Annotated in this window: 23 protein-coding genes, 2 tRNA genes and 1 pseudogene; 4 read left to right on the top strand and 22 right to left on the bottom strand. The window is 70.1% G+C overall.

What is annotated here, in order from left to right; genetic code table 11:
• Positions 1–110: 110 nt before the first annotated feature.
• From Q1V88_RS03305 to Q1V88_RS03230, 16 genes are all read right to left on the bottom strand, one after another.
• Positions 111–1,010, bottom strand: coding sequence for a cobalt transporter (locus Q1V88_RS03305; protein ID WP_300677844.1), 900 nt, complete (start codon positions 1,008–1,010; stop codon positions 111–113).
• Positions 1,007–1,708 carry a hypothetical protein gene (locus tag Q1V88_RS03300; protein ID WP_300677841.1) on the bottom strand — a complete coding sequence of 234 codons (702 nt, stop codon included), beginning with the start codon at positions 1,706–1,708 and terminating at the stop codon, positions 1,007–1,009. Before Q1V88_RS03300 ends, Q1V88_RS03305 begins: the two co-directional genes overlap by 4 nt.
• Positions 1,709–1,789: 81 nt before the next feature.
• Positions 1,790–2,956 carry a HoxN/HupN/NixA family nickel/cobalt transporter gene (locus Q1V88_RS03295; RefSeq protein WP_300677840.1) on the bottom strand — a complete coding sequence of 389 codons (1,167 nt, stop codon included), beginning with the start codon at positions 2,954–2,956 and terminating at the stop codon, positions 1,790–1,792.
• A gap of 49 nt (positions 2,957–3,005) precedes the next feature.
• Positions 3,006–5,135: an MMPL family transporter gene (locus tag Q1V88_RS03290; protein ID WP_300677838.1), complete on the bottom strand. Its 2,130-nt coding sequence runs from the start codon at positions 5,133–5,135 to the stop codon at positions 3,006–3,008.
• A complete protein-coding gene (locus tag Q1V88_RS03285) occupies positions 5,136–6,623 on the bottom strand; it encodes a SulP family inorganic anion transporter (RefSeq protein WP_300677837.1) in 1,488 nt (495 codons plus the stop codon).
• A 122-nt stretch (positions 6,624–6,745) separates the two neighbouring features.
• Entirely contained in the window at positions 6,746–7,807 is a 1,062-nt protein-coding gene (locus Q1V88_RS03280) for a hypothetical protein (RefSeq protein ID WP_300677835.1), read from the bottom strand.
• An 80-nt stretch (positions 7,808–7,887) separates the two neighbouring features.
• Positions 7,888–8,673 carry a PKD domain-containing protein gene (locus Q1V88_RS03275; protein ID WP_300677832.1) on the bottom strand — a complete coding sequence of 262 codons (786 nt, stop codon included), beginning with the start codon at positions 8,671–8,673 and terminating at the stop codon, positions 7,888–7,890.
• A gap of 202 nt (positions 8,674–8,875) precedes the next feature.
• On the bottom strand, positions 8,876–9,937 hold the full coding sequence (locus Q1V88_RS03270) for a hypothetical protein (RefSeq protein ID WP_300677829.1): 1,062 nt from the start codon (positions 9,935–9,937) through the stop codon (positions 8,876–8,878).
• 168 nt (positions 9,938–10,105) lie between these two features.
• The gene (locus Q1V88_RS03265; protein ID WP_300677826.1) at positions 10,106–10,636 is read right to left on the bottom strand and encodes a hypothetical protein; all 531 of its coding nucleotides are present in this window, start codon (positions 10,634–10,636) and stop codon (positions 10,106–10,108) included.
• Positions 10,637–10,826: 190 nt separating this feature from the next.
• Positions 10,827–10,899: transfer RNA gene (locus Q1V88_RS03260), tRNA-Ala, on the bottom strand.
• A gap of 70 nt (positions 10,900–10,969) precedes the next feature.
• Positions 10,970–11,917, bottom strand: coding sequence for a hypothetical protein (locus Q1V88_RS03255; RefSeq protein ID WP_300677823.1), 948 nt, complete (start codon positions 11,915–11,917; stop codon positions 10,970–10,972).
• Positions 11,918–11,989: 72 nt separating this feature from the next.
• On the bottom strand, positions 11,990–12,592 hold the full coding sequence (locus Q1V88_RS03250) for a GNAT family protein (RefSeq protein ID WP_300677820.1): 603 nt from the start codon (positions 12,590–12,592) through the stop codon (positions 11,990–11,992).
• Entirely contained in the window at positions 12,589–13,071 is a 483-nt protein-coding gene (locus tag Q1V88_RS03245; protein ID WP_366914059.1) for a MogA/MoaB family molybdenum cofactor biosynthesis protein, read from the bottom strand. Before Q1V88_RS03245 ends, Q1V88_RS03250 begins: the two co-directional genes overlap by 4 nt.
• The gene (moaC, locus tag Q1V88_RS03240) at positions 13,068–13,625 is read right to left on the bottom strand and encodes a cyclic pyranopterin monophosphate synthase MoaC (RefSeq protein ID WP_300677818.1); all 558 of its coding nucleotides are present in this window, start codon (positions 13,623–13,625) and stop codon (positions 13,068–13,070) included. Before moaC ends, Q1V88_RS03245 begins: the two co-directional genes overlap by 4 nt.
• Complete coding sequence (gene glp, locus Q1V88_RS03235; RefSeq protein WP_300677815.1) at positions 13,618–14,856, bottom strand: gephyrin-like molybdotransferase Glp; 1,239 nt, start codon at positions 14,854–14,856, stop codon at positions 13,618–13,620. Before glp ends, moaC begins: the two co-directional genes overlap by 8 nt.
• On the bottom strand, positions 14,849–16,231 hold the full coding sequence (locus Q1V88_RS03230) for a UTP--glucose-1-phosphate uridylyltransferase (RefSeq protein WP_300677812.1): 1,383 nt from the start codon (positions 16,229–16,231) through the stop codon (positions 14,849–14,851). The genes glp and Q1V88_RS03230 overlap by 8 nt, the downstream gene beginning before the upstream one ends.
• A 20-nt stretch (positions 16,232–16,251) precedes the next feature.
• Here Q1V88_RS03230 and Q1V88_RS03225 point away from each other — a divergent pair, with 20 nt between their 5' ends.
• A complete protein-coding gene (locus tag Q1V88_RS03225; RefSeq protein WP_366914058.1) occupies positions 16,252–16,836 on the top strand; it encodes a 5-formyltetrahydrofolate cyclo-ligase in 585 nt (194 codons plus the stop codon).
• A 104-nt stretch (positions 16,837–16,940) separates the two neighbouring features.
• Positions 16,941–17,150 carry an FmdB family zinc ribbon protein gene (locus Q1V88_RS03220; protein WP_300677807.1) on the top strand — a complete coding sequence of 70 codons (210 nt, stop codon included), beginning with the start codon at positions 16,941–16,943 and terminating at the stop codon, positions 17,148–17,150.
• 91 nt (positions 17,151–17,241) lie between these two features.
• Here Q1V88_RS03220 and Q1V88_RS03215 read toward each other — a convergent pair whose 3' ends face one another.
• The 5 genes from Q1V88_RS03215 to Q1V88_RS03195 form a co-directional block, all read right to left on the bottom strand.
• On the bottom strand, positions 17,242–17,580 hold the full coding sequence (locus tag Q1V88_RS03215; protein ID WP_300677805.1) for an MscL family protein: 339 nt from the start codon (positions 17,578–17,580) through the stop codon (positions 17,242–17,244).
• Positions 17,581–17,637: 57 nt separating this feature from the next.
• Entirely contained in the window at positions 17,638–18,129 is a 492-nt protein-coding gene (locus Q1V88_RS03210; RefSeq protein ID WP_300677802.1) for a hypothetical protein, read from the bottom strand.
• A gap of 67 nt (positions 18,130–18,196) precedes the next feature.
• The gene (locus Q1V88_RS03205) at positions 18,197–18,451 is read right to left on the bottom strand and encodes a hypothetical protein (protein ID WP_300677800.1); all 255 of its coding nucleotides are present in this window, start codon (positions 18,449–18,451) and stop codon (positions 18,197–18,199) included.
• Complete coding sequence (locus Q1V88_RS03200) at positions 18,448–19,866, bottom strand: LCP family protein (RefSeq protein ID WP_300677797.1); 1,419 nt, start codon at positions 19,864–19,866, stop codon at positions 18,448–18,450. The genes Q1V88_RS03205 and Q1V88_RS03200 overlap by 4 nt, the downstream gene beginning before the upstream one ends.
• 41 nt (positions 19,867–19,907) lie before the next feature.
• Positions 19,908–19,980: transfer RNA gene (locus Q1V88_RS03195), tRNA-Arg, on the bottom strand.
• Positions 19,981–20,121: 141 nt separating this feature from the next.
• On the opposite strand from Q1V88_RS03195, the gene Q1V88_RS03190 reads away from it, so the two are divergent.
• Together Q1V88_RS03190 and Q1V88_RS03185 are read left to right on the top strand one after the other, a co-directional pair.
• Complete coding sequence (locus tag Q1V88_RS03190) at positions 20,122–20,469, top strand: hypothetical protein (protein WP_300677795.1); 348 nt, start codon at positions 20,122–20,124, stop codon at positions 20,467–20,469.
• 220 nt (positions 20,470–20,689) lie between these two features.
• Entirely contained in the window at positions 20,690–21,391 is a 702-nt protein-coding gene (locus Q1V88_RS03185; RefSeq protein WP_366914057.1) for a response regulator transcription factor, read from the top strand.
• Between the two features lie 108 nt (positions 21,392–21,499).
• Here Q1V88_RS03185 and Q1V88_RS03180 read toward each other — a convergent pair.
• A pseudogene (locus Q1V88_RS03180) lies at positions 21,500–21,824 on the bottom strand (hypothetical protein); the annotation flags it as partial.

The raw sequence follows: 21,824 nt of genomic DNA, 5'->3' as shown, positions 1-21,824 counted from the left end.
CCGTGGCGAACCCGGAACTCGCGCGTGGCGAACCCGGAACTCGCGCGTGGCGAACCCGGAAGTCGCGCGTGGTGAACCCGGAAGTCGGCGGGGGTGAAGCCGGAAGTCGGCTAGGCGCCGGTGAGGGATGTGACGGCTGCGGAGCTGAGGCCTACGCCGAGGATCGTCACGCCGAGGCCTGCGAGGATCGGGGTGATGGTGCTGATCCGGCGGATCAGGACGCCGGTGCCGGCGTACCGGGTGACGAGGTTGCGACCGCCGAGGGCGAGCAGGCCGACGGCGAACAGCACCACCGCCATCCCCAGCCCGAAGCACAGCACCAGGATCAGGGCGAGGCCGGAGTGGCCGGTGAAGAAGCCCGTCACCAGCAGCAGGAACGCCGACGGCGACGGGGTCAGACCGCCGGACATCCCGAGCAGGAGCAGGCCGGGCTTGCTCGCCGCGATCCCGCCCTCGTGCCCGTGACCGTGGCCATGCCCATGCCCATGTCCATGCCCGAGGCCATGTCCGTGTCCGTGTCCGTGTCCGTGGCCCACCAGCCCGGCCCGCCGCCGCGCCAGATGCCGCCTGATCAGCCAGATCCCCAGACCGATGGTGAGCACGCCGGCGACCAGCTGGATCCCGGTCGTCAGCGACTGCAGGGTGACCAGGTCCGAGAGCGAGAAGAACGTCCACAGCACCGCGATCACCAGCACCGACAGGGTGTGCATCAGCGCCACGCTCAGGCCGAGCCCGGCCGCGTCCTTCACCCTCCCCTCTCCCCCGACGAGGTACGCCGCCGCCAGCGTCTTGCCGTGCCCGGGGGCGACCGCATGGGCGGCACCGGCAGCGAAGGCGAGCGCGATCGCGAACGGGATGAACCCCGGCGCACTGATCAGGTTGACCATCCGGTCGCCGAGCTCGGTGGCCCCCGGGATCCCGGCAGGCAGCCCCGCAGGCAACCCCGCCGGCAGCCCGGCAGCGGGCACCGCGAGATCGGGACGGACGAGGGTCGGGCTGAGCGCGCTCACGGGCGGGCTTCCTTTCGGGTACGTCGGCGACGCACGCCGACGAGGAGGGCGGAGCCGGCCACCAGGCCGACCCCGGTGACAGAGAGCTGGAGCAGTGCGCTCCGGCCGGCCGACTCCGGGACGGAGCCGGCAGCGTCCAACGACCAGCGGTGCACGGGATGGTCGCCGTCGTAGACCGCCTTGGCGCCACCCGGACCGGTCGCGAAGGCGCGGTACGCCGGGTGGAGGTCGGTCAGGGTGCTGACCCGTACCTCCGCCTCGGCCACCGACGTCCCGCAGTCGAACGCCAGCGTGGCGCCCTCGCGCGGGAGGCTGGAGATCGGCTCCAGGGACGACGTACACGGGTGTCCGGCGGCGGTGACGTCGATGTGGTCGGCCAGGTAGGCGGCGAAGGCCGGGTCGGCGCGCAGCGCCCGAGCCGCCGCGGCGGAGTCGCTCAGCGAGATCGCCGACGGGTCGGCCAGCTCCGCGGCCGACACCGACCCCTCACGGAGGTGGCGCCACAGCAAGGCGAGATCGTCGACGGCTCCCGGCGACCACCGCACCCGTACGAAGCCCGCGGCACCGTCGGACGCTGCACTGATCGTGACGGTCTGCGGCGGCCCGAAGGGGTGCGCATGGGCAGGCACGACGGCGGTGCTCACCACCACCCAGGCGGCCAGGCCCGCGCCGATCAGGCGAAGCAGGCTCGACGACACGCGCCGAGGCTGCCGAGGTCACACGTCCGGCGCGGTGCGCTCAGGTGAACGGCAGGCAGCCGCAGCGCCAAGCCTCGGCGGTCACTCGCTCAGATGCGCCGACCATCGCTCCTCGACCCGCCCGAGACGCCAGATCGCGATCGCGACGGCCCAGGTGAGGACGAAGAGGCCGACGATCGCATAGCCCGCGTAGTCGAGGTTGATCCGGGCGATCCAGCCCAGTGGGCCGGTGGTGATGTCGAAGCGGTCGGCCAGCACGCCGACCAGCTCGATCGTCCCGATCACGAGGGCGACCAGTACCGAGATCGTGGTGATGGTGAGGTTGTAGAAGACCTTGCGCACCGGCCGGGCGAAGGCCCAGTCGTAGGCGGAGTTCATGAAGACGCCGTCGATGGTGTCCATCAGGCACATCGCGGCGGCGAAGAGGACCGGCAGCACCAGGATCGCGTAGAACGGCAGGTGGAACGCTGCTGCTCCCCCGGCCATCACCAGCAGGCCGACCTCGGTGGCGGTGTCGAAGCCGAGGCCGAACAGCACCCCGATCGGGTAGATCTGCCACGGCTTGCGGACCGTCTTGGTCAGGCCGCCGAGGAAGCGGTTCATGAAGCCGCGCGAGTCCAGGTGCCGCTCCAGCTCCGCCTCGCTGTAGCGCCCGGTGCGCATGTCGCCGAAGACCTTGAGGATGCCCAGCAGGGCTACCAGGTTGAGCAGGCCGAGCACCCACAGGAAGAGTCCGGAGACCGACGGCCCGATCACCGAGGTGAGGGTGTGCAGGGTCGAGGAGTCGTCGGCGACGGGGCCGACCAGGGAGCGGAAGCCGAGCGCGAAGAGGAACGAGAGCGTGAAGACGATCGTGGAGTGTCCCAGGGAGAACCAGAAGCCGACGGCGAGCGGCTTGGGTCCCGGCTCCCGGCCCTCGACCTGGGCGGTGAGGCTGTCGGAGATCAGCTTGCGGGTGGTGTTGTCGACGGCGGCGATGTGGTCGGCGTCGAAGGCGTGCCGCAGACCGAAGGTGTAGGCCAGGATGCCGACTCCGACGGAGAAGACCGGGTGGTCGCCGCCGAGGTGGTAGTGCCCGGGCACGACCAGGCCGAGCAGCACCCCGAAGCCGACCACGTGCAGCACCACGATCACGGTCGCCATCGCGATCAGGGACCGCTTGTCGCGCTCGTCGAGGGAGTCACGGAACTGCCGGAAGCGCCCAGCGCCACCGGAGGCGGCCGTGGTCGACCGGGTCGTGACCGTCACGCGGATCCCCCTTCGAGATGCATCTATTGCGAATGTATCTCAAGAAGGATCAGGTCGCAGTAGCACCCTCGTCGCTCTGTGGTGCCTGGCCGGGGCGACCCAGCGCCGATGGCCACCAGATCCGACGGCCGATGTCGAAGGCCAGGGCCGGCACCAGGAGGGTGCGCACCACGAAGGTGTCGAGCAGTACACCGAAGGCCACGATGAACGCGATCTGCGCCAGGAACAGGATCGGGAGTACGGCGAGCGCGGCGAACGTCGCGGCCAGCACCAGGCCCGCCGACGTGATCACTCCCCCCGTGATCGCCAGGCCCCGACCGATACCGGCAGCGGTGCCGTGTCGCACCGCCTCCTCGCGCACTCGGGTCATGAGGAAGATGTTGTAGTCCACGCCGAGCGCGACCAGGAAGACGAACGCAAACAGCGGCACCGCAGGATCCGCGCCAGGGAAGTCGAAGAGGTGATTGAACACGAGAGCGGACACACCGAGGGTGGCCCCGAAGGAGAGCACCGTGGTGAGGATCAACAGCAGCGGCGCGACCACCGCACGCAGCAGCAACGCGAGGATCACCAGGATCACCAGCAGCACCAACGGGGTGATCAGCTTGCGGTCATGGGCAGAGGCAGCGTTGGTATCGATCTCGGTCGCCGTGGAGCCACCGATCTGCGCCCGGGCACCCAGGTCGGAGCGCAGCGTACGCACCGTCGCCTCGGCGGCCGGCGAGTCGAATGGATCGGTCAGCGTGGCCTCGAGCAGCACCCGCCCGCCGACCTCGCGAGGCTGACCCTTGAACACACCACCGACGAAGCGGATCGTGCCCGCCGGCGAGTCCGGTGACACCGCGGTCACCGCGGCCACGCCGTCGTGCGCCACGAGGGTGCGGGCGACCGCCACCGCCTCAGAGGCGCCGGTGACGACGTACGCCGGGCTGCCGGACCCTGCCGGGAAGTGCTCGGCCAACACCTGCTGACCGGTGCGCGCGTCGGACGTGCCGAGCACCAGCTCACTCTGCGCCACGCCGCCAGCCTTGAAGCCGAATGCCCCCAGGCACGCCACACCGAGCAGCAGCGCCACCCCGATCCACGTCCGTCGAGGCCGCCGCTCCAGCGACCGAGGCAGCCGGGCCCACACGCCGCGACTCGGCAGCACCCCGTCCCGGTGGTCGTGCGGCAACCGCCCGGGCCAGTACGCCGTCGCACCACCGATCCACAGCAGGGCCGGCAGCAGGGTGAAGGCCGCCAGCATGGCGAACGCGATCCCGATCGCCGCGATCGGCCCCAGGTCCCGATTGGACTGGAGCTGAGAGAAGAGCAGGCAGAGTAGGCCGGCGATCACGGTGCCGGCCGAGGCCAGGATCGGCTCCCAGGACGCTCGCCACGCGGCGAGCGTCGCCGGGGTACGGGCACGATGGCGGGCCAGCTCCTCGCGGTAGCGCGCTACATAGAGCAGCCCGTAGTCGGTGGCAGCACCGATCACCAGGATGAAGAGGATCCCTTGACTCTGACCGTTGAGCAGCAGAACCCCCTCGCGGGCCAGCAGCCAGACCACGCCGAGGGCCGCGCACAACGCCATCATGCTCGTCGCCACCACCGCCAGCGCGACCAACGGCGCCCGATAGACGATGAAGAGGATGATCATCACCGCGCCGAGGGCGACTCCCAACAGCAGCAGGTCGACCCCGGCGAAGGCACCCGACAGGTCCGCACTGAATCCCGCCGGACCGGTCACGTAGTGTCGCAGGCCCGGCGCGTCGGCCAAGGCCGCGTCGAGGTGACGGTTGAGCGCATCGACCTGGTCCGAGGTCTCCCCTGAGGCATCGAGCTCGACGAAGATCTCGGCGGCGTGCCCGTCGTCGGACGGGATCATCGGGCTGACCGCGACCACTCCGTCGACCGACTCGCGCAGGCCAGCGGACGCATGGTCGATCACCCTCCGGGTCTGGGGCGTCATCTGCCCGGAACCGGTGATCACGACGACCGCAGGCACCGCGTCCTTGCCCAGGAAGTCGCCCAGCTGACGCTGCACCTCGGTCGCCTCGGCATTGCTGGGCAGGAACGTCGTGGCGTCGTTGGTGGCGACCTCGCTCACCCGGCCGAAGAGGGGCCCTCCGAACGCTCCGGCCGCAAGCCAGGCCGCGACCAGAAGAATCGGCACCAGGGCCCGCACGATCCGAGTCATCTACTTCCCCTCCGTGACTAGATGGCCCGAGAGCCGCTCGATCATCGCCGCACTCTCCGGGTTGAGCCCCCGGAGTCCCACCTCCGTACCCACCCGACCGTACTTGGTGCGGACGGCGTCGAGCGCCGCCACCGTGGAGGCGTCCCAGATGTGGGCGCCACTGACGTCGATCTCCACCCGGTCCGGGTCACCGGCGTAGTCGAACTGCCGGTAGAGGTCGTTGCTGGAGGCGAAGAAGAGCGACCCGGTGACGACGTACCGCGCGACAGCGCCGCCCTCCTCCAGGTGCCGCTCGACCCCGACCAGGTGGGCCACCCGGCGGGCGAAGAGCAGGCAGGCGACGACCACCCCGGCCACGACACCGATCGAGAGGTTGTCGGTGGCGACCACCACGACGACGGTCACGACCATCACGGCCGTCTCCGAGCGCGGCATCCGACGCAGCGTGCGGAGGCTGTGCCAGTCGAACGTCGCCACCGCGACCATGATCATCACGCCGGCCAGCGCCGCCATCGGGATGTGCCCGACGACGTCGCCGAGCGCGAGCAGCAGGACCAGCAGGAACGCCCCGGCGAGGAACGTCGAGATCCGGGTGCGGGCGCCGGACTGGCGGACGTTGATCATCGTCTGGCCGATCATCGCGCACCCGCCCATGCCCCCGAACAGGCCGGTGACGATGTTGGCCACACCCTGACCGCACGACTCACGGCGCTTGTCCGACCGGCTGTCGGTGAGGTCGTCGACCAGGGTCGCCGTCATCAGCGACTCCATCAGCCCGACCAGCGCCATCCCGAGCGCGTACGGCGCGATCGTGGAGAGCGTGTCCCACGTCCACGGCACGTCGGGAAGCCCGAACGGCGGCAGCGAGTCCGGCAGCTCACCCTTGTCGCTCACCGTCGGTACGCCGGCACCGGCCGCCCAGGTCACCGCGGTCAGCACCACGATCGCGACCAGCGGCGAGGGCACCGCGCGGGTCAGCTTCGGCAGCCCCCAGATGGTCACGATCGTGGCGATCACGAGCGGATAGACCAGCCACGGCACGTCATGCAGGTTGTCCCACTGCGCCCAGGCCAGCAGGATCCCGAGCGCGTTGACGAAGCCGACCATCACCGAGCGCGGCACGTACCGCATCAGCCGGGCGATCTGGAGCAGCCCCAGCACGATCTGGAACACCCCGGCAAGCAGCACGGTGGCGATCAGGTAGTCCAGCCCGTAGGTCTTCGCCACCGGCGCGATCACCAGCGCGACAGCGCCCGTGGCCGCCGAGATCATCGCGGGCCGACCGCCGACGAAGGAGATCGTGATCGCCATCGTGACCGACGCGAACAGGCCGATCCGAGGGTCGACGTGGGCGATCACAGAGAACGAGATCGCCTCGGGGATCAGGGCCAGGGCGACCACCAGGCCGCCGAGGATCTCGGTGCGCAAGGCCGCCGGCGACCTCAGCGCCGTCGCGACATCGAGCGGACGGGACACGGCGACAGACACGACGTACGGGCTCCAGGGACGGCCGGACAAGGACGGGTCAGCCTAGCGGCGACCCACCGACGACAACGCCGGCGCCTCCGGGTGGAGGCGCCGGCGTCGGCGGTACGTCGTCGGGGCGCGGATCAGCGGATCGTGACCTTGACCTGGGCGTCGGCCTCGTTGAACTCGTAGTCGACGGCCGCAGCCTGGACCAGGAGCTGACCCTTGGCGATGCCCTTGATCGTCGGCGAGGACCAGGTGCCGTTGGCCTTCGGCGTGAAGTACGCCCCGTTGGCCTTGGTCTTGCGCTCGGTCTTCTTGCGGTCCGCGTAGCCCTTGAGCCACTTCTTGGTCTTGAAGTCGTAGGCCCACCAGATGCCGGCCCGCTTCTGCATCAGCATGACCGCAGCCATGTAGACGCCGCTCTCGCTGTCCGTGGCGGTGCCACGCACGACGCGCCACGAGGCAGCCTTCTGCGCCTTGGCGGGCTTGGTGATGGTCAGGCGCGGCTTGGCGGTGTCGAGCAGGACCGTCACCTTCGGCAGGGCGACGTCGCGGACGTTGCCGTACGCGTCCTGGACCCGCACGCTCGGCGAGTAGATGCCGGCCTTGGTGTAGACGATCGAGGAGGTGGGCTTGCCGACCGGCCACGCGACCGCGGCGCTGCCATCACCGGGCAGCAGCGAACGCGAGGTGATCGGCTCGTCGGTGCTGGCCTGGCTGACCACGACCGGGGCACGGCGGCTGAAGTCGGTGCTCTGGAAGTCGAGGATCAGCACGGCGCGGGTGCGGTTGACCTTGAACGTCGGCTTCGGGGCGGTGACGTCGAGCGCCGGGACGGTGAACGGGGTGGTGACGATCGCGCTGCCCGCCGCCTTGGAGACGACGGCGAGGTAGTAGGTGACCCCAGCGGCGAACCTGCTGCTCGTCAAGACCGCAGCGCCGTCAGGAGTGTCAGTCCAGTCGTAGTCGTTGGTCTTGACGCCCAACGCGTTGTCAGCGATGTACGCCTCGTACGAGCTCGCGTCAGGGTTCTTCGTCCAGGTGCCGGTCACGGTCCAGCTGGAGTGCGAACCGGGGGTCTGCACCGCCGTCGCGTGCAGGTCGGTGACCGGATCGGTCGGGGCGGCGTGCGCGGCGCTCGGGGTCACTGCGAGGCCGGCGGCCAGCAGCGAGCCGAGGACGGCCAGGGAACGGAACTTCACGAGAATCCTCCAGGGGAAGCGGGCCGGCCCAGGATGGGGCGACCGAGGTTGAGGGGTGTCGCGACCGGTGGTCGCAGCGGTCAGCGGACGTCGTACTCCGGATACCAGGTGCGTGCGGCGTTACCGGCCCGGTCCCGTCCGTGGTACTCGACGAGGAGCCGCAACTTCTTCATCCGTTTGATCGGCGGGGTCACCCAGGTGCCATCGGCCCGCACCGTCAGCTCGGCCGCTCGCACGGTGTGGTGGAATCTCCGACCTTCGGCGGCCGGGTCGGTGATCCTGAACCAACGCCGGCGCGGGAAGTCATAGCCCCACCAGCGGCCGCCGTCGCGCTGCATCAGGTAGACGTCGACGTAGGCCATGCCGGTCTCCCGGTCGGAGGCCGTGCCGCGCACCACCTTCCACGACGAGATCTTCTTCGGCTTCTTCGGCTTCCGGAGCCGCACGGTCGGACGCACGGTGTCCCGCCGCACCGTGACCGCGGGCAGCCGCACCGTGGAGGCATTGCCGACGGCGTCGCTGAGGGAGACCGACGGAGTGAAGACCCCCGCCTGATCGTAGGTCAGCGTGAGCGACGTACCGGCCCGCCAGGCGACAGCGTCGGAGCCGTCCCCCAGGTCGACCCAGCGCAGGGCGGAGGGGTCGTCCAACGCGGTCTGGACGAGGGTGACCGTCGCCGTCAACGGCGGTGCCTCGAACGTCGTCGACCGCCACTGCGAGGAGGCGAGGTACGTCGTGGTCTGGGCGAGTCGGTAGCTGCCGGTCGGCGCGGTGGTGTCGACCGGCTCGTCGGCGTGCACCTGCGGGGTCGCCACCAGACTGGCGGCCACCAGGGAGCACAGCACAGCCAGGGAACGAGACGTCACGGTTCCTCCGTCGATCACAGCCGCCTCCGACCGGAACCGACAATTCGTCTAGTCAAGCGGATCCGGAGGACCCCCGCAGGCATATTCTGAGAATTCACTGTCAGTTTCTGTCAGGCACCTGGGCGCGACGCCGTCTGGCCCCGAGAAGACCACGAGCCGGTGCCGCCCACGAGGGCGACACCGGCTCGGGCGCAGAACGGGGTCAGCGCAAGGTGCGCGGGCCGACCTGGGCGAAGCCCTGGTTGAGCTCGAGGTCGAGGGCGGCGGCCTCGAAGATCGTCGAGCCCTTCTTCAGACCCTTGATCGCCGGGGTCACCCAGGTGCCGTTGGCACGCACGGTGACGAAGGCGGCGTTGGCCTTGGTGCGGTTCTCGGTCGTGGTGATCGAGCGGTAGCCCTTCAGCCACTTCTTCGTGGCGAAGTCGTAGGCCCACCAGACACCGGCACGCTTCTGCATCACGAAGGCGCCGACGGCCAGGACCCCGGTGCCGGCGTCGGAGGCGGTGCCCCGAACGACCTTCCAGGAGGCGAGCTTGGTGGCCTTCGAAGGCGTCATGATGGAGACCTTCGGGGCGACCGTGTCACGGATGACGGAGACCTTGCCGGCGGCGATCTCGGCCACGTTGCCGTAGATGTCGGCGACCCGGACCTTCGGCGTGAAGACGCCGGCCTTGGTGTAGCGGATCGTCGCGGTCGGCTTGTTCAGCGGCCACGCGACAGCGGCACTGCCGTCACCGGGGACGATCTGGCGCGAGGCGATCGTGTCGTCGGCGCTGGCCTGGGTCAGGACGACCGAGGTGCTGCGGACCGAGCTGTACGCGGCGGCGGGGACCAGCACGGCGCTGGAGCGGTTGACCTTGTACGTCGCCACCGGGGCGGTCGTGTCGAGCTGCGGCGAGTCGAACGGAGCGAAGTCGCTCTCCTCGGCGTTCGGGGCCGTCGTCGACACGAACACGCGGTAGGACTGACCGCTGGCACCGAGCTTCGTGGTGGTGAAGGTGGCGCTGGTGGTGGTGAACGGCCCGAACGTGCCGAGCTCCTCACCGGACTCGCTTGCGAGCCGGATGGTGTAGCCGGTCGCGTCAGGGTTGGCGGTCCAGGAGGCTGTCACGGTCCAGGTCCCGGGGGTGCCCAGCGTCTGCAGCGCCGACGCCTGGACGTTGGTCACTGGGTCGGTGGAGGCGGCGTACGCGCCCACCGGGGCCGTCAGGGTGAGACCGGCCGCCACCAGGGCGCCGGCTGCCATCAGGGAACGAACCTTCACGAACTGCCTCCATCGATCATGGCGGCGGCCCCAGTTCGGAGACGCCGAGCCTCAATTCAAGTCGATCGCGGGCGTCCGTGAGGGTGGAATCTGAGAATTTCCTTTGCTTTCACGACCCGGAGGCCGGCCCGTGCGGGCCGACCCCCGGTCGTTCACGATGAGAGGGGCTCAGCGCAGCCGACGCGGTCCGAGCCGGACCGCCTTGATGTTGCCGGCCTTGTCGAACGCGGCCGCCTCGAAGACCGTCGAGCCGCGGCGCAGACCCTTGATCGCGGGCGAGGCCCACCTCCCCTGCGGAGCCTGCACGAACGCCGGGCTGGCCTTCGACTTCTTCTCCGTCGGGCCGAGCTTGGCGTAGCCCTTGAGCCACTTCTTGGTCGCGAAGTCGTAGGTCCACCAGCGCGAGCCGCGCTTCTGCGCCACGAAGACGCCGACCATCGAGAGCCCACTGCCCGCATCGGACGCCGTACCGCGCACGACGCGCCACGACCTGACCTTCGACGGCTTGCGGGGCACGCTGATCCGGATCTTCGGCTTGACCTTGTCGGTGGTCGTGGCCGTCGTGCCGGTCGCGATCCCCGCGCCCCCTGCCACGCCTGCCTTCGGGGCGAGCGGCGCGGCCGCATGGGACGCGGGTGCCACCACCGTCAGACCGGCGACGGCGACCGCCGTCGACGCTACGAGAGAACGAACCTTCATCACAGCCTCCAGATGTCCTCGTCCACCCGAGCTGGGGACGACCCCACCATCCTCGGCGACCGGCTCGCCGCTGTGAAGGTACAACCCTCCCCCAGATGGGCGATTCACCACCGACGCCGCGAGATGCCGGCGTGCAATGCCGGCGTGAAATGCCAGAAGGGCGGTCCCTGTGGACCGCCCTTCTGTTCGGTGGAGGTAAGGGGATTCGAACCCCTGGCCTTCTCGATGCGAACGAGACGCGCTACCAGCTGCGCCATACCCCCGAACCGCGCTTCCCGAGTCGTCTCGGTGAGTGCCCGTGAAGGCTAGCACCGGCGGCTCGGCGACCTGAAATCAGGCCCCGCTTGCGCGCTTGATCGGTGCCTGCTCGGCCTGCGCACGGGCAGCGTCGGCCTCGCGCGCCTCGCGTGCGATAGCCGAGTCCGACTCGAGCGGACCCGAGGTCCAGACACCGGTGGAGTCGAGGTCGATGGTGACGGTCCGACGCGGCGCGACGTCCTTGGAGACGTACGTCGGCAACGGGGCCTGCACCGGCTCCCAGGTCCCGGCGGCGTCGGCGGCAGGGGCCTCGACGGCCTCGTCCACGATCGCCGGGATCGAGGTGGTGTCGTCGTCGGTGAACGTCGTCACGGCCTCGTGGACGACCACGGTGGCGGTGGACTCGGTGCGCTGACGGCGTACGACGACCGGGGCGGTGCGACGGGCACGCTCCCCGGTCACCATCATCCGGCAGGCGACCAGCCAGCCGGCGACGAGCAGGGTGGGCAGGATCAGCCACGGCCAGGCGATCACGTGGCCGACGGCGATCGCAGCGGTCGCGGCGAAGAGGAAGACCAGGACGCCGAGGACGCGACGACGGCGACGGGCCGCGACACCGGCGGCCGAGAGCGGCCCGGTGTCGCGGCGCACCGCGGGGCGCTCGCTGGGCAGGTGCAGACGGCCCGACTGGGTGGTCTCCAGGATGGACTCGTTGAGGGTCTCGGAGACGATCACCTCGACCGGACGGAGATCCTCGACCGGCATCGCTGCCTGACGCTCGGCAACCGGGCGCTCGGCGGCCGGAGCCTCGGTCTCGGCACCCTCCGTGGCGGCCTTCGTCGTCACCAGGGTGGACCGTCGACGACTCACCGCCTCACGGCGGGCCAGGACCCGCATCCGCTCGGAGAAGGTGGAGATCGTGCGGGTGCGGGCACCGGCGTCGTGATGCTCGAGGGCCTTCGGGATCAGATAGGCGCCCCACGCGATCGCGATAGCGACGAAGATCAACGGGCTGAGGTCCACGGAACGAGGTTAGGAGGGGACGCGCGACACGCCCGGGAGGTCGGCTGGTGTGTCGCAAATTGCGCCTGAGGTTTATGGGACTCGAGTGATCAATCCGCCGGGCGGAAGCTCCTCGGCGGTGATCGCGAAGTTCATGTGATCACGCCAGTCCCCGTCGATGTGCAGGTACCGCGGCGAGTACCCGACCTGGCCGATCTCGAGCTTCTCCACCACCCGCAGCGAGTTGTGGTTCTCCGGCCTGATCGACACCTCGATCCGGTGCAGCCCGGCCTCGAAGCAGTGGTCGATCACCAGCGCCACCGCGCGGGGCATCACACCCCGGCCGGCGTACCGCTCGTCGAGCCAGTAGCCGATCGAGGCGAAGTGCGCCGAGCCGTGCACGATGTTCGAGACCGTCACCTGGCCGGCGAAGGCACCGTCGACCTCGATCGCGAAGGGCAGGGCCTGGCCACGGCGTGCGGCCCGGCGTTGACGACGTACGAGGGCGGCGAAGCTGGCCGGGCGGGCCTCTCCCCCGGGCGGAACGGTCGCGTCCCAGGGCTCCAGCCAGTGCGCATTGCGCCGGCGGGCCTGCGACCAGGCGGGCCCGTCGCGCAGCGACAGCGGGCGCACCCGCACCTCACGGCTCTCCAGCACCACCGGCCACAGCCGTGCCCGACCGAGCGGACGCGTCATCGGTGGTCACTCCCCAGGATCTGGGCGAGCGCGTGCTCCAACACCGGCGTGAGGACGGCCAGGGCGTCGGTGACCCCACCGCGCGAGCCGGGCAGGTTGATCACCAGCGCATCGCCGATGGTGCCGGCCAGGCCCCGCGACAGCATCGCCGTCGGGACGCCCTGGGCGACACCGGCCGCGCGGATCGCCTCGGCGATGCCGGGCACCTCGCGGTCCAGCAGCGGCCCGGTGACCTCGGGGGTCTGGTCGGTCGGGGTGAGACCGGTGCCGCCGGTGGTCAGCACGAGCCGTGCGCCGCCGATGACGTACGCCGAGATGGCCTGGGCCACGGGCTGACCGTCGGGCACCACCGCCGGAGCCGGGACGCTGAACCCGAGTGCGGTCAGGGCCTCGACCAGGATCGGGCCGGTCAGGTCGGCGTACACGCCGGCGGAGGCACGGTTGGAGGCCACCACCACTCCGGCCTTGATCGAGCTCACCGCTGGTCCCCCTCGGGTTGGTCGTGGATCTCATCGCGCTGCCACTGACCCGAGCGGCCACCGGTCTTGGACTCGACCCGGACGTCGGTGATCACAGCGGCCTTGTCGACCGCCTTCACCATGTCGATCACGGTCAGCGCCGCGACGGTGACGGCGGTCAGCGCCTCCATCTCGACGCCGGTGCGGTCGGTGGTGCGCACGGTGGCGGCGATCTCGACGGCGTCGTCGGCCAGGGCGAGGTCGACGGTGACGCCGCTGATCGCCAGCGGGTGGCACAGCGGGATCAGGTCGGGGGTCTTCTTGGCACCCATGATCCCGGCGATCCGGGCGACGCCGAGCGCGTCGCCCTTGGCCACGCCGGGGCCGCGCAGCAGCGCGATCACCTCGGCCGAGACCAGCACCCGCCCGGTCGCGATGGCGGTCCGTGCGGTGACGTCCTTGGCCGAGACGTCGACCATCCGGGCCGCCCCGGTCTCGTCGATGTGGGTGAGCCGGATCTCGTCGGTGGTGAACCCGGAAGTCGGCGGTGGTGAACCCGGAAGTCGGTCAGTCATCGAACGCCAGCACCTCCACCTCGGCACCGGCGTCGAGCTCGGTGACCTCCTCGGGCACCACGATCAGACAGGTCGCCAGGGCCAGGTCGCCGAGCAGGTGCGAGCCGGGGCCTCCGGCCAGGGTCGCGGTCGGCACCCCGTCGGCACCGGCGGTGAGCATCCCGCGCAGGAACTGGCGCTTGCCCGGGATGGAGGTCAGCGGCTCGGCCAGCCGGGCCGAGGTCAGCGTCGGCTCCTCGGGAAAGATCCCCTGCAGACGCCGCAGCGCCGGCCTGACGAACAGCTGGAAGGAGACCCACGCCGAGACCGGGTTGCCGGGCAGCGCGAGCAGCGGGGTGCGGTCCGGGCCGACGTACCCGAAGCCCTGCGGCTTGCCGGGCTGCATCGCCAGCGGGCCGAACCAGACGCCGCGGCCGGCCAGGGCCTCCTTCACCACGTCGTAGTCCCCGGCCGAGACACCGCCCGAGGTCACCACCAGGTCCGCACGGACCAGCTGGTCGTCGAGCGCCTCCAGGAAGGCGTCGGGCTGGTCGGGCACGAGACCGACCCGGTAGACGATCGCACCGGCGGCCTTGGCGGCCCCGGCGAGCAGGAACGAGTTCGCGTCGTAGATCGAGTCCGGGCCCAGCGGCTGACCGGGGTCACGCAGCTCCGAGCCGGTGGAGAGCACCACCACCCGCGGCCGTGGCCGGGTCAGCACCGAGGCGTGACCGGTGGCGGCCAGCAGCCCGAGGTGGCGCGGCCCGATCCGGGTCCCGGCCGGGAGCACCAGGTCCCCGGCCTCGACGTCGTCGCCGCGCGAGCGGACGTAGTGCCCGAGCCGGTCGGGCGCATGCCGGATCTGTACGGCGGCCACGCCACGATCGGTGGACTCGTACGGCACCACCGTGTCGGCGCCGATCGGCAGCGGCGCACCGGTCATGATCTTGGCCGCCGTCCCCGGGGCGAGCGCGAGCAGGGTCGCCGCACCGGCGGCGTTCTCCCCCACGACCGGCAGCGTCACCGGGTAGAGCGGCGCCGCGCCGCGGACGTCCTCCCAGGCCACCGCGTAGCCGTCCATCGAGGAGTTGTCGAAGCCCGGCAGCGAGACCCGCGCCGTGACGTCGGCGACCGCGGTCAGGCCGAGGGTGTCGAGCAGCGGCATCGGGGAGGCGGGCAACGGCGCCAGGTCCTCCAGGATCCTGGCGCGATACTCCTCGACCGAGGCAGGAGCAGTGGGGGTGTCAGGCACCAGACGACAGTACCGAGTCCGGGGCCACCCGGACGGGCCCCGCTCCGTCGACCACCACATCGCCGATCACCTGGACGCCGGCACCGAAGGTGGCGTCGGCCTTGATCGTGAACGAGGTCGCCTTGCGCAGGCTCGGGGTGCCCTCGGGGAAGCGCTTCTCGAACTCGGCGACGACCTTGTAGTGCCGACCGGTGAGGTCCACGAACGGCACCTCCTCGACGGTCTGCTCCAGGCGGTAGTCACCGGCCATGTCGTAGACGTCGGAGCGCAGCACGAGCAGGTCGTTGGTGGTCTTCACCGGGATGAACCGGTCCCGGTCGACCTCGATCAGCTGGGCGCCCTCGAAGACCTCGATCGCCGCCCCCATCGCGGTCTCGACCTGCACCACCTTGGGGCTGGTGCCGTCGGCGGGGTCGACCGTCTTCACGTTGCGGATCATCGGCAGGCCGAGGATGCCGCTGCGGGCGTCGAGGGTCTCGCGCATCGCGACCAGGTCGAACCAGAGGTTGTTGGTGCTCATGTAGCGGTGCCGGTCCAGGTCGGCCAGCGCCTGCAGGTCCTCGGGTGCGGTCTGCGCGGTCTCGCGCAGCACGATCCGGCCGTCGGACTTGCGCCGGGCGAAGTGGCCGCCCTTACGGTCACTGGCGGTGCGCTGCACGGCCTCGATCGCGAACGGCGCTCCCGAGCGGGCGAACCAGCCAGCCACCCGCGGGTCCGGGATCGCACCGAGGTTGTCGGAGTTGGAGACGAAGACGTAGCGGAAGCCCTCGTCGATCAGCTGGTCGAGCAAGCCGGTGCCCCGCAGCGCGGTGTAGAGGTCGCCGTGACCGGGCGGGCACCACTCCTGGTCGGGGTCCTTGGGCCAGGTGACCGGGCTGAGGTCGCTGAGCAGGAGCTTGGGCTCCATGTTCTGCAGGAACTCCAGCGGCAGCCCCTCGACCGGGAGGTCGGTGTAGCGCGCCAGCGCCGCCAGCGTGTCGCCGCTGGTGCGGAAGGAGTTCATGAACAGCAGGGGCAGGGCGACCTGGTGCTTCTCCCTCAGGTGCAGCACCTGGCGGGCGATGACATCCAAGAAGGAGAGGCCCTTGCGGACACAGAGCAGGGACTTCGCCCTGTCCATCCCCATGGAGGTGCCCAGCCCACCGTTGAGCTTGATCACGACGACCTTCGCCAACGCTTCTGCCGCCGTCTCGTCGTCGACCTCGACATCGGACAAGGACGGCATCTCGACGGGTTCGATGGACGATTCCGGGATCAGACCGGTCTCTCCGAGCTCGAGCAGGCGGTAGTAGTGGGCAAAGGTCTCGATGGCGACCTTGTCGACGCCAGCCTCCCGCATCTTGACGGTGGCCTTCTGCAGCCCTGCGTTACCCATAAGGGGGATCGTAAGGTGAAGTGGTGACCTTGCGGGAACCGGACCCTCGAAAGACTGCGGCGCGTGACCAGATCCTGGCGGGCCGAAAGCGCCTCTCGGTGGGCGAGATCCGCCACGCCGCGGCCGCCCTCGCCGAGGTGGCGCAAGGCGCTGCCGCCGTACGCCGGGCTGCGACCGTGGCCGCCTACGTGTCGATCGGCGCCGAACCCGGCACCGGACCGCTCCTGGACGCTCTGGCCGCCGCTGGCAAGCGGGTGATCCTGCCCGTGCTCCAGCGCGACAACGACCTGGACTGGGCGGTCTACACCGGTGACCTGGTCCCGGCGAGCCGCGGGCTGCTCGAACCCACCGGACCACTCCTGGGCCCCGACGCGATCGCCACCGCCGACCTGGTGCTGGTGCCCGGGCTGGGCGTGTCGCACGCCGGGGAGCGGCTGGGCCGCGGGGGTGGCTCCTACGACCGGGCGCTGGCCCGGGTGCCGCGCGGCACCGACGTCTGGATCGTGCTCTACCCCAGCGAGGTGGGCCTCACGGTGCCCGTCGAGGAGCACGACCGACCCGTCACCGGGGCGCTCACCTCGCACGGCGTGACGCTCTTCGTCTGAGCCTCGGCGGGTGCCGCTGGGCGGGCGGCGAATAACCGGAGCCGTCCCGATGTTTGTATCCTTGGCACTCGAAAACCGAGAGTGCCAGAGCGAAGGAGAGTGACGTGCCGACTTATCAGTACGCCTGCACGGAATGCGGCTACGACTTCGAGCAGGTGCAGTCGTTCTCGGACGCGGCGCTGACCGAGTGCCCCCAGTGCCACGGGAAGCTGCGCAAGGTCTTCAGCGCCGCGGGTGTGGTGTTCAAGGGCAGCGGCTTCTACCGGACCGACTCGCGTTCGAGCGCGTCGTCCAGCTCCTCGTCCTCCGAGTAGAGCCCCCGACACGGCGTCCACGACGCGAACAGGCCCGGACCGCTGAGCGGTCCGGGCCTGGTGCGTGTCGGCTGCGTGTGCAGCCGCAAGCTCACTTGGCAGCGAGGCTGCTGCGGATCTCCTTGAGGACGTCGAGCTCGGTCTCGCCGGGCTCCGGGTCCGGGAAGAACCGCTCCTTGGCCTTCGTGTACGGCGCCACCACGAAGAAGTAGACGATCGCGGCGATGATCACGAACGCGACGACGGCGTTCAGGAACGCACCGAAGCTGTTGGGGGCATCGCTGAACACCTTGGAGGCGCTGTCGGGCATGAGGCTGGTCAGCCAGCTGGTGAAGGTGGTGACGACCTTCCCGAAGGCGGTCGCGATGATGACGGCAGTCGCCAGGGCCACCAAGTCGCCCTGGAGCAAGAACTTCTTGAACCCGTTCATGATGTAACTCCTGTAGTCCAGTGGGGAGTGCGGAGTGACCCCCGAGCACACCCGACCCTAACGGTCCCACGCGTACGTGAGAACCGACCGCACCGCTGCTGCAGTGACGGATGAGGCCTGTGTTCTGGTCACCCCGACAATGATCAGACGGCCCCCAGCGGCTCCCGTGACGCGATTCTGAGAACTTTCTGGCACGGTCTGCAAGATCGTGACGCCACTCGCCACCACCTGCGCGGCGGTGCTCTCGCCCGTCGCCGGTGTCGCCAGCAGCGTCACCGTGTCGCCTGGCTCGAGCAGGGCCGCCATCTCCGCGTCGGGCAGGCGCACCGGCAGCGGGGTGAGGCCGGGATGGTCAGCCAGCAGCCGCTCCCCCAGGGTGCGGGCCACCGCCGTCGGCACCGGGCCGGGTGGCGGATCGGGCCGCACCGCCTGGAGACCGGCGAGCACCGCGACAGCACTCAACAGTGCCGCCAGCAGCCGGCGATGACCGAGGACGACGCGGCGCACACGCCGCACCAGCGAGGTACGAGAGACCCGAGACGGTGCCATGCCCCGACGCTAGGCCGATCCGGCCGGAGGCGTCGGACGTTATCCACAGGCCCGGGTGGGGCGTGCCTCAGACCTTGCCGTGGTGCGGCGGGACCTGGGAGCGCAGCCAGGCGTCCTCCTCGCGATCACGCTGGTCGCGCGGCTCGTCGCGGTCGTCCAGGGTGCTCTCGGGCAGCGCGTCGCCGAAGATCCGCGCGAGGCGGGCCTTGCGCTTCCACTCCGGCTCGACGGGCTTCGCCGGCTTGGCCGGCTTGGCCGGGGCGTCGGACTCCTCCGGCTGGCTGGTGTCGTTGGTGTCGCTGGGGTCGTGGGGTTCGCTCACGTGCACAGGCCTGCCGCTTCGAGGGCGGCGTTGTCGGCCGCCGTACGACCGTTGGCCTCCAACGAGGGCGAGGCCGACGGGCTCTTCGTCGCCGACCCGCTGGCCGAGCCCGACGGGCTGCCGGACGCACTGCCCGAGGCGGTGGCCGACGGCGAGTCCGATGCGGTGGCCGACGGGGTCGGGTTGGGCGACTCGGACTGGCCCGGCAGGTGGTCGACGCTGATCACGGCCTGGCCGGTGAGGTCGGTCGGGAGGGTCTTGTCGTGCAGGATCCGCTTCCACACCACGTCGGCCTCCGAGGTCCAGGCGACCCGGTTCGGGTCCGAGGGGGCGGGGCCGTTGGGGATGGTGATGAACTTGATCCCGCCGGCGCCGACGTTCTTGAACTGGAGCGCGAGCTTGACCAGGTCGGTGAGGTTCATGTCGAGCGTGAGCGACTTGGTCGCCGCGTCGAGGAACTTGGTCACCTTGATCGGGTTGGCCAGGGTGTCGGCGGAGAGCACCTGGCTCACCATCGCGCCGATGAACGCCTGCTGGCGCTTGACCCGGCCGATGTCGGAGCCGTCACCGATGCCGTGCCGCACCCGGACGTAGGCCAGGGCGGCCTTGCCCTGGATCTTGCGGGTGCCGGCCTTGATGAAGATGCCGTACTGCTCGGAGTGGATGTCCTTGGGCACGCAGACCTCGACGCCGCCGATGGCGTCGACCATGTTCTTGAAGCTGCCGAAGTTGACAGTGACGTAGTGGTCGACCGGGATCCCGGTGTCGTGCATGAACTGGGCGACCGTGCAGGCCTCGCCGCCGATCGAGTAGGCCGCGTTCCACATCACGTTGGTGGCGGCCGGATGGATGATCGACTTGTCCTTCTTGTCCTTGCACTCGGGTCGGTCGACCAGCGAGTCACGCGGGATCGAGATGCCGTACGCCGTCTTCCGGTCCGCACTGAGGTGCACCAGGATCGTCGTGTCGGCGCCGTCGCCCCCGGGGATGCCGTCGATGTTGCAGCCGGCGCAATCGCGAGTGTCGGAGCCCATCACCAGGATGTTGAGCGCGCCGGTGGGGCCGACATCGGCCGGCACTGTCGGCTTCGGCTCCAGGATGTCTCCGGAGATATCGACGGTGTTCAGGTTGCCGTTGAGGTGCCGGTAGAAGAACGCCACCGACATCGCCGAGACCAGGGCCAGGGTGAGCAGCGTGGAGAGCAGCACCTTGCCGACCGTGTGCCGCTTGGCACTGTGCGCGCGGCGGCTGCCGGCACGCGAGGAGGAGCGGCGCTCGACACGCGGGTCACGGGGCGCGTCGTCGCCGTACCCGGCGGCGGCCCGGACGATCGGGTTCTCGCGGGTGGAGTCGTCTGTGGAAGGAACGACGGGATCGCCCGGCGTGTCGTCGGCGCGGTCCCATGCGTCGTTCATCTTGACATTGTGACGTGCCGACCTGAGAAGAGTCCAAGCGGTGCCCCCGGCAGGATTCGAACCTGCGACGCACGGTTTAGGAAACCGACGCTCTATCCCCTGAGCTACGAGGGCGGCGTGCGCCATCCTCCCGCACATGCCTGCCGACTTCGAATCCGCACCCCCGGGACCATCGTCCTCATTGTGGCGGCCGAGGTTTACGGCCCCGGCCAGTGGGTAGGTCAGGCGTCGAACCCCGGCACGAGAGGAGAGACGATGGAGACGCTGGAGCTCACGATCAGTGCGTTCACCCGTCGCACCCGCTCGCTGCTGGTCCGCCATACCCAGACCCCGCTGACCCGCGGCCTGGAGCCCGGTGAGCGGGTCGAGGTCCGCGACGGCGCGACCCGGTGGACCGCGACGGTCCGCGACATCGACTTCGAGCTGACCGACACCCTCTACCGGCTCGAGCTCGGCACCTCCTCGACGGTCCCCCAGCCGCTGGCCGGCGTGCCGCTCAGCACCGGCGACGTGGTCGACCTGCTGCGCGGGCTGACCACCCCGGTGGCCGCCGTGCCGACCCGGACCGGCGAGGGCCGCGACCGGGTGCTCCGCGCCACCTAGCCTCCACCCCAGGGCTCCCCGACCGGCCCGCAGGCTCCCCCGGACCGGCCCACTCCCTGGGGATGGCCGGAGATGACTAGTCCATCTGGGCTATCACCCGGGGGTGATGAGCGGCCGACCGCATCATTTTCACGGTGAGAACCTCGGAAATGCTGCGACTTTCGTCCCGAGTGCCGATGATCTAGACATGTCACAGGGAGGGAACGTCCGCGTGTTTCTCGTGGACGACCATGAAATCGTCCGCCGTGGGGTCAAGAGCCTGCTCGAGTCTGAGGGAGACATCGAGGTCGTCGGCGAGGCCGGCATGGCGACCGGCACCGCTGCCGCCATCCTGGCTGCGCGCCCCGATGTCTGCGTCCTCGACGCCAGTCTCCCTGACGGGTCGGGCATCGACGTGTGCCGTGAGGTGCGCGCCGCCGACCCGGAGATCAAGGCGCTGATCCTGACGTCGTACGACGACGACAACGCCATCTCCGCGGCGATCCTGGCCGGTGCCGCCGGCTTCGTGCTCAAGCAGATCGAGGGCAACTCCCTGATCAGCGGCGTGCGGCTGGTCGCCTCGGGCCACAGCCTGATCGACCCCGCCGTCGCGGCCCGGGTGGTGCAGCAGGTGCAGTTCCACCGCCGCACCCTCGACCTGATGGCCGACCTCACGCCGCAGCAGTCGAAGATCCTCTTCCTGATCGCCGAGGGTCTGACCAACCGCCAGATCGCCGAGCGGCTCTTCCTGGCCGAGAAGACGGTCAAGAACCACGTCACCGGCCTGCTGGCGCGCCTCGGGGTGCAGCACCGCACCCAGGCCGCCGTGCTGGCTCTCAAGTTCCGTGGCGAGCAGGGCACCCCGACCACGTCGACGGGCGCCCCGGTCCCGATGCAGCGCGACGGCGGCTCCTCGAGCCTGCTCTCGGAGCTCTCCCGCTGAGACCGATCTGCGCGCAGCAGGTCCAGCACTGCGACAGCACAAGGCGCTCGCCCCGATCGGGGCGAGCGCCTTGTGCGTTGTCCGGGCCGCAGAACGGCGCCGGTCCACTCAGAGCTTGAAGTGGCCGACCAGCTGCTTGAGGTCGTCAGCCATGCCGGTGAGCTCGGTCGCCGACTGCAGCGTGTTGTGGGCGCCCAGGCGGGTGTCGGCGGCAGCCGAGGCCACCTGCGTCACATCCTCAGCAATCCCATTGGCCCCCGCAGCAGCCTCCGTCACCGACCGCGCGATCTCATTCGTCGTCGCGGTCTGCTCCTCCACCGCCGAAGCGATCGTGGTCTGAATGTCGTTGATCTTCGCGATCACACCACTGATCCGACTGATCGCCGACACAGCACCCTGCGTATCAGCCTGAATCGCCTCGATCTTCGCCCCG

It is taken from the genome of Nocardioides sp. (genome assembly GCF_030150155.1).
GTDB lineage: Bacteria > Actinomycetota > Actinomycetes > Propionibacteriales > Nocardioidaceae > Nocardioides.
This window is presented reverse-complemented; position numbering and strand designations above follow the sequence as displayed.